The organism is Geomonas sp. (assembly GCF_035254065.1).
Lineage (GTDB): Bacteria > Desulfobacterota > Desulfuromonadia > Geobacterales > Geobacteraceae > Geomonas.
Map to the genome: position 1 here is coordinate 1 of NZ_DATFBA010000112.1, position 7877 is coordinate 7877.

4 protein-coding genes are annotated in these 7877 nt (G+C 62.8%); all 4 read left to right on the plus strand.

Annotated elements, in window-relative coordinates:
* Window positions 1-1549: hybrid sensor histidine kinase/response regulator (locus VJ604_RS05765; protein ID WP_324080556.1), on the plus strand; the 1549-nt coding region annotated here is incomplete at its 5' end.
* Window positions 1550-1564: 15 nt separating this feature from the next.
* Window positions 1565-2599, plus strand: coding sequence for a chemotaxis-specific protein-glutamate methyltransferase CheB (gene cheB, locus VJ604_RS05770; protein ID WP_324080557.1), 1035 nt, complete (start codon window positions 1565-1567; stop codon window positions 2597-2599).
* Between the two features lie 435 nt (window positions 2600-3034).
* Entirely contained in the window at window positions 3035-6964 is a 3930-nt protein-coding gene (locus VJ604_RS05775; protein ID WP_324080559.1) for a CheR family methyltransferase, read from the plus strand.
* Window positions 6945-7388, plus strand: a complete 444-nt coding sequence (locus VJ604_RS05780) for a response regulator (RefSeq protein ID WP_324080561.1) — start codon at window positions 6945-6947, stop codon at window positions 7386-7388. Before VJ604_RS05775 ends, VJ604_RS05780 begins: the two co-directional genes overlap by 20 nt.
* Window positions 7389-7877: the final 489 nt, after the last annotated feature.

Genomic DNA, 7877 nt, shown 5'->3' on the forward strand with positions numbered 1-7877 from the left:
CTACCAACTGCGCAGGGTGCTGGAGTTCCTTTCCTGGAACAGCGCCTTCATCGCCTCCCTGGAAACGCGCTGCACCAGCCAGGCCAAGGCCGCGGAACGCGACAGCAGGTGGCTGGGGGGGATGGTGGACAACCTGCTGGCGGACGTGAAGAAGGCGATGATGTTCCCTTTCTCGTCGCTTTTGGAAACCTTCCCCAAGATCGTGCGCGATCTCTCCCGTGACAGCGGCAAGGAAGCCGACCTCCATATCCGCGGTGAGGAGATCGAGATCGACCGCCGCATCCTGGACGAGATGAAGGACCCGCTCATCCACCTGGTCAGAAACAGCATCGATCACGGCATCGAGAAACCGGAGCAGAGAGAGGCCAAGGGAAAGCCGCGGCGCGGCAGCATCACCATCGACATCGCCCCCAAGGACGACAAGGCAGAGATAGTGGTCAGCGACGATGGCGCGGGGATCAGTCCCAGCGAGGTGAGAAGCGCGGTGCTCAAGCTGGGGACGCTCTCCCCCGAGCGGCTGCGCACGCTGAGCCACGCCGAGCTCCTCTCCCTCGTGTTCCAGTCGGGGCTCTCCACCAGTCCCATCATCACCGACGTTTCCGGGCACGGGCTGGGGCTGGCCATCGTCAAGGAGAAGGTTGAAAAACTGGGTGGGACCGTATCACTGGAAAGCGGGCCCGGGCGAGGCGCGACTTTCCGACTCCTGCTGCCGCTTAGCGTGGCGACCTTCCGGGGCATCCTGGTGCGGGTCGCCGACCGGGTCTTCGTGCTGCCGGCCACCCACGTTGAGCGGGCGGTCAGGCTCAGGCGCGAAGAGGTCAAGACGGTGCAAAATCGTGAGACGGTCACCATGGGAGACGCGGTGGTATCCCTGCAACGGCTGGGAGCCGTGCTGGAGCTGCCGGCACCGGCAGGCGCTCTGCCTGAGCAGATGCAGGCCGTGGTGGTGACCGCGGCGCAGCGGAGCATAGCGTTCCAGGTGGACGAGGTGCTGGGGGAGCAGGAGGTGCTCCTGAAGAGTCTCGGGCCGCAGCTGGCCCGGGTGCGTAACATCGCCGGCGCCACCGTGCTCGGCTCCGGCAGGGTGGCGCCCATCCTCAACGTTGCGGACCTGATGAAATCGGCCTCCGGCAGGATGTCAGGCGCGGCGCCACCGCTCCCGGCCACCGAAGGCTCAGCGGCAGCGGGGCGGAAGGTGCTGGTGGTGGAGGATTCCATCACCTCACGTACCCTGATGAAGAACATCCTGGAGTCGGCCGGCTATGGGGTGACTACCGCGGTGGACGGGATCGACGCCTTCACCCAGCTGAAGAGCGCCCAGTTCGACCTGGTGGTCTCCGACGTTGACATGCCGAGGATGAACGGCTTCGAGCTCACGACCAGGATCAGAAACGACGCGGCCCTGGGGGAACTCCCGGTGGTGCTGGTCACCGCGCTGGGGAGCCGTGAGGACCGGGAAAGGGGCATCGACGCAGGGGCCAACGCCTACATCGTGAAGAGCAGTTTCGACCAGAGCAACCTCTTGGAGGTAGTGAAACGGCTGTGCTGATCGAGTGAGGGTGCCATGATCAAGGTGCTGATAGTCGACGATTCGCCCGTGGCGCGGGAACTGATTGAACACATCCTGTCGGCCGACCCGGAGGTCCGGGTGATCGGGACCGCCAGAAACGGGCTGGAGGCGCTGGCCGCCCTGGAGCACAAGCACCCGGACGTGGTCACCATGGACGTCCACATGCCGGGCATGGACGGATTCGAGACCACCCGGCAGATCATGATGAAGTATCCCACCCCGGTGGTGATCGTAACCTCTACCCTCGACCCCCAGACCGATTCTGCCGTTTTCAGAACCCTTGAGGCGGGCGCCCTCGCCATCCTGCTGAAACCGCCCGGCTTCGGCCACCCCGACCACGCCCGGACGGCAGCCGAACTCCTGCAAACGGTCAGGCTGATGTCCGAGGTCAAGGTCGTGCGCAGGTCAGCTCGCAGGAGCCGGGTGGAGGCGCCCCAGGTAGCGAGGGTCGAGGAGGTCGCACGGGTCAAGGTGGTGGCGATCGGGGCCTCCACCGGGGGGCCCGTGGTGGTCCAGAACATCCTCTCCTCCCTGCCGGCCGATTTCCCGGTCCCTGTGCTGGTGGTGCAACACATGGCCGAGGAGTTCATCGGCGGCTTCGCCGAGTGGCTGTCCGGTTCCAGCGAATTGAAGGTCAAGGTAGGGGAGCAGGCGGAGTCGGTCACTCCAGGTTTTGTCTACGTCGCCCCCGGCGGCTCCCAGATGGGGGTGGACGGTCTGGGAAGGATACTGCTTACTCCCCGCCAGCCAGGTCAGTACCTCTGCCCGTCGGTCACCCACCTTTTCCTGAGCGTCGCCGAAAGGTACGGCAACCACGCGGTCGGTGTTTTGTTGACCGGCATGGGGGCGGACGGTGCCCTGGGGCTCAAGGAGATGCAGGCTCGGGGGGCGCTGACCATTGCCCAGGACGAGGAGAGTTGTGTGGTGTACGGCATGCCGGCGGAGGCCGTGAAGCTGAAGGCAGTACAGCATGTCCTTCCTCCCCAAGGTATCATCGAAATGCTGCTGGGTGTGGTGAAGAGATGCTGAAGGCCCCGGACATTCTCCCGCGATGAGGTAACACTGTCCTCCTAAAATGGTCGCAGCTGTCCACCGGAAACTTCGTGTTCTCGGTCCATTGTCCCATCGACAGAAAAGTAAATTTGAAAAATGTAATAACATTTCGCCGACAAAACCTGTCGTTAGCGCTCCTTGTCCCCCTTTCCAAGAGATCTCCAAAATAATCATAAAATATCGTCCACTGATTGCGCCCATTCTGTAAGCGCCATTTATCATTGCCTAAAACGGGTGGCGGGATAGCTGCATTGACTTCGAACTGTCGAGACGGAAGATGGTTGACGCTGGGTGAGTACGCTGTGTTTTAAAGAAAACTTACTAAATGCTTTTATAAATGAAAAAAATTTGGTATTATCAATGATGCTTTCTCAAAACATTCGCTCACCGGTGGCCTGAGAGGGAAACCTCATGACCAGGAACGTGAAACTCCAGACAAACTGTGCTGCCCGTTCCGGGAGCGAGCCTGCGGAAGGCCGCTTCGAGACCGTCTGGGCGATCCTGGAAGCTGTCAAAGCCGGCACGGGTCACGATTTCACCTCCTACAAGATGAACACGGTGATGCGCAGGATCGAGCGGCGCATGGCCGTCCGTGACGCTGACGGATTGGAAGAGTACCTCTCCCTGCTGACCAGGGAGACCCCCCAGGAGGCGCACGCCCTCTGCCAGGAAATCCTGATCGGGGTGACCGGGTTTTTCCGTGATCCCGATGCCTTCGCCATCCTGGAGCGCGACATCATTCCTGCTCTCTTCGCCGGCCGCGCCGCGGATGAGCCGGTGCGGATCTGGCACCCCTGCTGCGCCACCGGCGAGGAAGCCTACTCCATGGCCATCCTGGTCAGGGAGTTCCTCGACGAGCACGGCCTCGATAACAAGGTCCACATCTTCGCCAGCGATCTCGACCAAAGCGCCATCGCCCGGGCACGCTGCGGCATCTACTCCGACCGGTCCGTTTCCCTGCTGGGGGAGCAGCGGCTAAATCGCTTCTTCAGCAAGGTTGACGAAGGGTGGCGGGTGGGCAAGCCGCTCAGAGAGATGATCGTCTTCGCCCATCACAGCGTCATCAAGGACCCTCCTTTTTCCCGTCTCGACCTGCTCGTTTGCCGCAATTTCCTGATCTACCTCACCCCCGACCTGCAGAGACGCTTGATCGCCCTGTTCCACCAGATCCTCAAGCCCGGCGGTTTCCTCTTCCTCGGGTCCACCGAGACCTTGGGGTCGCATGTCGATCTCTTCGCGCCGGTAGACAAGAAGTGGAAGATCTACCGCACCCTCGGCGGGGTGCGCCGTGCCGGCGACTGGTTCCCGCTGGGAGCCTTCCGTCCCGCTCCGCTCGCCGGGCGGGAACCCTCCGCCGAGCAGGGGCCACACACCGATGCCGCCGTGGTCGCCGAGAGGATGATGACGGCACGCTACCTCCCCCCATGGGTGGTGGTGAACGACAGGTACGAGGTGATGTACGCCTCCCGGGGGACCGACCGCTTCCTGTCCCTTCCGGTGGGGGAGCCGACCCGCGATCTGCTCAAGATGGCCAGGGAGGAGCTCCGTCCCGCTCTGCGGGCGGCCATTTACCGCGCGCTGGCGGAAAAGGAGCCGGTGCTCTTCTCCGCCATCAACCTGGACGATTTCGGTGCTGGCGCCGCCGGCGAAACGGTCAACGTGACCGCTCACCCCTTGCCATCGGCCGTCGGTGAAAGGCTCTCCCTGGTTGTCTTCGAATCAGGGCCTTCCCTGCCGCGCCAGACTGTTACCAGTGCCGCTCACTCCTCTGGCGCGGAGGAGGGGGGAGCCCAGGAACGGATCCGCCGCCTGGAAGAGCACGTCGACATCCTCAACCAGCAGCTTCTGGCCACCTCCGAGCAGCTGGAGACCTCGCATGAGAGCTATCTCTCCGCCAACGAGGAGCTGATCTCCATCAACGAGGAGTTCGAGTCGGCCAACCGGGAGTTGCACGCTGCCAACGAAGAGCTGGAGGCTTCCAAAGAGGAACTGCAGGCCCTCAACGAGGAGCTGGCCACCATCAACGCCGAGCTGCGGGCAAAGGTGGAGGCGCTGCACCGGGCCAGCAACGACATGGACAACCTGCTGACCAGCTCGCAGATCGCCACCCTGTTCCTAGACCTTGATCTGAGGATCAAGCGCTACACCCCCGCCATGGCGGCCATCTTCGACCTGGCCCCCGCCGATATCGGCCGCTCCTTCCGCCACCTGGCCGCCTTCCTCGACTGCGAGCAGCTGGTGGACGGCAAGGGGAAACTGGAAGAGCTGCTCCCCCTGGAGCGGGAGGTGCGGCTATTCGATGAGGATCGCCATTTCGTCCTGCGGGTGTTCCCCTATCGCACCGCCGAAGGGGCGATCGACGGCACGGTGATCACCCTGATGGATATCACCCTGCGCAAGCAGGCGGAGGTAGAGCTTCAGCACAGCAACCAGCGCCTTAACCTGCTAGCGGAGTCCGCCGGCGAGCTGTTGGCGAGTGATTCGCCGGAAGACGTGGTGGACGCCATCTGCCGCAGGGTGATGCAGTATCTCGACTGCCAGCTCTTCCTCAATTTCCTGACCGAGGAGAAGGAAGAGAGCCTGCTGCTCAACGCCTGGGCAGGGATCTCGGTGGAGGACGCCCGCAAGATCGAGAGGATCGATTACGGGAGCGCGGTCTGCGGCTGCGTGGCGCAGGCGGGGAGCCCGGTGGTGATCGAGGATCTCCCCGACTCTACCGCCCCCCGCACCGAGCTGATCCGGTCCTACCGAGTGCTCGCCTACGCGGTCCACCCCCTGGTGGCACGGGGACGGGTGCTGGGGACCCTTTCTTTCGGGACCAGCTCGCGGTCGAGCTTCTCTGCCGACGATCTCGCGCTCATGAAGACGGTAGCCGACCAGGTGGCCATAGCCATCGAGCAGAAGCGGCTGACCGAGGCGATGCGGCGCGGCAACGATGAACTGGAGCGCCGGGTGCGTGAGCGGACCGAGCAGCTCGCCTCCACCATAGACGTGCTGATGGGGGAGATCGCTGAACGCCAGGAGATCGAGGAGAGCCTGCGCCGCCTCAACCGTCTCTACATGGTGCTGAACGAGATCGACCAGGCCATCGTCCGAGCCACCGATCGGGCCTCGCTCTTCAGGGATTTCTGCCGGATCGCCACCGAACAGGGGGGCTTCCTGCTTGCCTGGGTGGGACTCCTGGACGAGACCAAGCGCCTGCACATCACCGCTTCCAGCGGCGCCACCGACTACCTCAAGGACTTGCGCCTCACGGTGGACGATACCCCCGAGGGGACCGGCCCCAGCGGCATCGCCATCCGCAACGGCAGCTACTACGTCTGCAACGATTTCCAGAACGATCCCTGCACCCTGCCGTGGCAGGAGCGGGCCGAGCCCCACGGCATACGGGCCATCGCCGCCATCGCGCTGAAGGAAGGGGGGAGGGTGATCGGCACCTTGACCCTGTACGCGCGGGAGGTCGGGTTCTTCGACCATCAGCAGGTGGCGCTGCTACGGCAGATGGGGGCCGATCTCTCCTTCGCCCTGGAGAACCTCTCCCGGGAGGAGCGGCGCCGCGACGCCGAGCTCGCCCTGCAGGAGGAGACCCTGGAGCGGCTTTTGGCCGTGGAGGAGTTGAGGGAGAAGGAGCGGCTGCTCATCCAGCAAAGCCGGCAGGCGGCGTTGGGGGAGATGATCAACAACATAGCCCACCAGTGGCGCCAGCCGCTCAACACGCTGGGGCTCGTGGTCCAGGAACTCTCCGTCTCCAACGAGCTTGGCCTTTGCAACCAGGAGCACCTGGAGAATTCGGTGGGGAACGTGATGCAGATCATCGGGCACATGTCCCGCACCATCGACGACTTCAGGAACTTCTTCGCACCGGAAAAGGAGATGGTGGATTTCCGCGTGAGGCAGGTGATCGAAAAGGTCACCTCCATTGTGGATGCTTCTCTTAAGCCCCATCAGATAGAGTTGGACCTGGTATCGTCGGGGGATCCGGTGATTCACGGCTACCCCAACGAGTACTCCCAGGTGCTTTTGAACATCCTGCTCAACGCCAGGGACGCCCTGGTGGAGCGGATGATCGAGGACCCGCGCATCCAGATGGCGCTCACCCAGGAGCAGAAACGGGTGGTGGTCACCATCCGTGACAACGCGGGGGGCATCCCCGACCATATCCTGGAAAAGATCTTTGACCCGTACTTCACAACCAAAGGGCCCGACCGCGGCACCGGCATCGGGCTTTACATGTCCAAGGCGATCATCGAAAAGAACATGAACGGCAAGGTAACCGCAGCAAACCATGGCCACGGCGCTGAATTCAGGATCGAGGTATCGTATGCACAAAGTATCCGATGACGACAGCGGGATCAGGATGTTGCTGGTGGAAGACGAGGAAGTAGCGAGGTTGACGCTGGGCAGGATGCTCACCATGAAGTACCCGGGGGCGAAGATCTACACCGCAGAGAACGGCAGGCGGGGGCTGGAGCTTTACCGGCTGCACCTGCCGGACTTGGTCATCTCCGACATCAACATGCCCTACCTGACCGGCATCGAGATGGCCAGGGACATCCGCCGCGAGGACGAGTTCGCCCAGCTCATCTTCCTGACCGCCCATTCCGAGGCGCGGCAGTTGATGGAGGCCGAATCGATCGGGGTGCCGCATTACGTGCTGAAGCCGGTGGACAGGAACGAGCTCTTCTCCGCCATCGCCCGCTGTCTGGAGTCGAGGTATGCCGGTTCTCCCCCAGTTCTACGCCCCGACGCTGTGCGGAGGGCATAGCAGTATTGCAGGTCATAGCCGATCAATAGCGCCGCTCCTCCACTGAAGGGGCGGCGTTCGTTTTTTCCGCAGATTCCCACCCGTCTTTCGCCTGCGTATCCACATCGCACATCCCCATCCGGAGCATCCATACCGCAGTGCCCACCCGCCTATCCGCCTGAGCCCCACTACCCCTTGTCGGCACCGTAAATGACAGTAGCATTGCTCTATTCCCCTCGCCCCTTCAGGGGAGGGTGGCCGATGGCCGGGTGAGGGAGGCCTTGCATGGTCGAGACCTAGCTCGCCTGACCTCATTAAGTTGTGGTGGGTGGTAAAATTATTACAGGAGAGGAGGGCCATCCTACGGGTGACGGGAGGCACTATCATGGCAGCTAAGACAGCAGCGGTGGAGAGCGTGGCGCAAGCCTACTTGGAACGTCTGGCCGAGCGGGGAATTGAGTTCATTTTCGCCAACGCGGGGACCGACTTCGCTCCCCTGATCGACGCATT

Coding starts and splice junctions, on each gene's coding strand:
- cheB (WP_324080557.1), top strand. CDS start 1,565: ATGATCAAGGTGCTGATAGTCGACGATTCGCCCGTGGCGCGGGAACTG.
- VJ604_RS05775 (WP_324080559.1), top strand. CDS start 3,035: ATGACCAGGAACGTGAAACTCCAGACAAACTGTGCTGCCCGTTCCGGG.
- VJ604_RS05780 (WP_324080561.1), top strand. CDS start 6,945: ATGCACAAAGTATCCGATGACGACAGCGGGATCAGGATGTTGCTGGTG.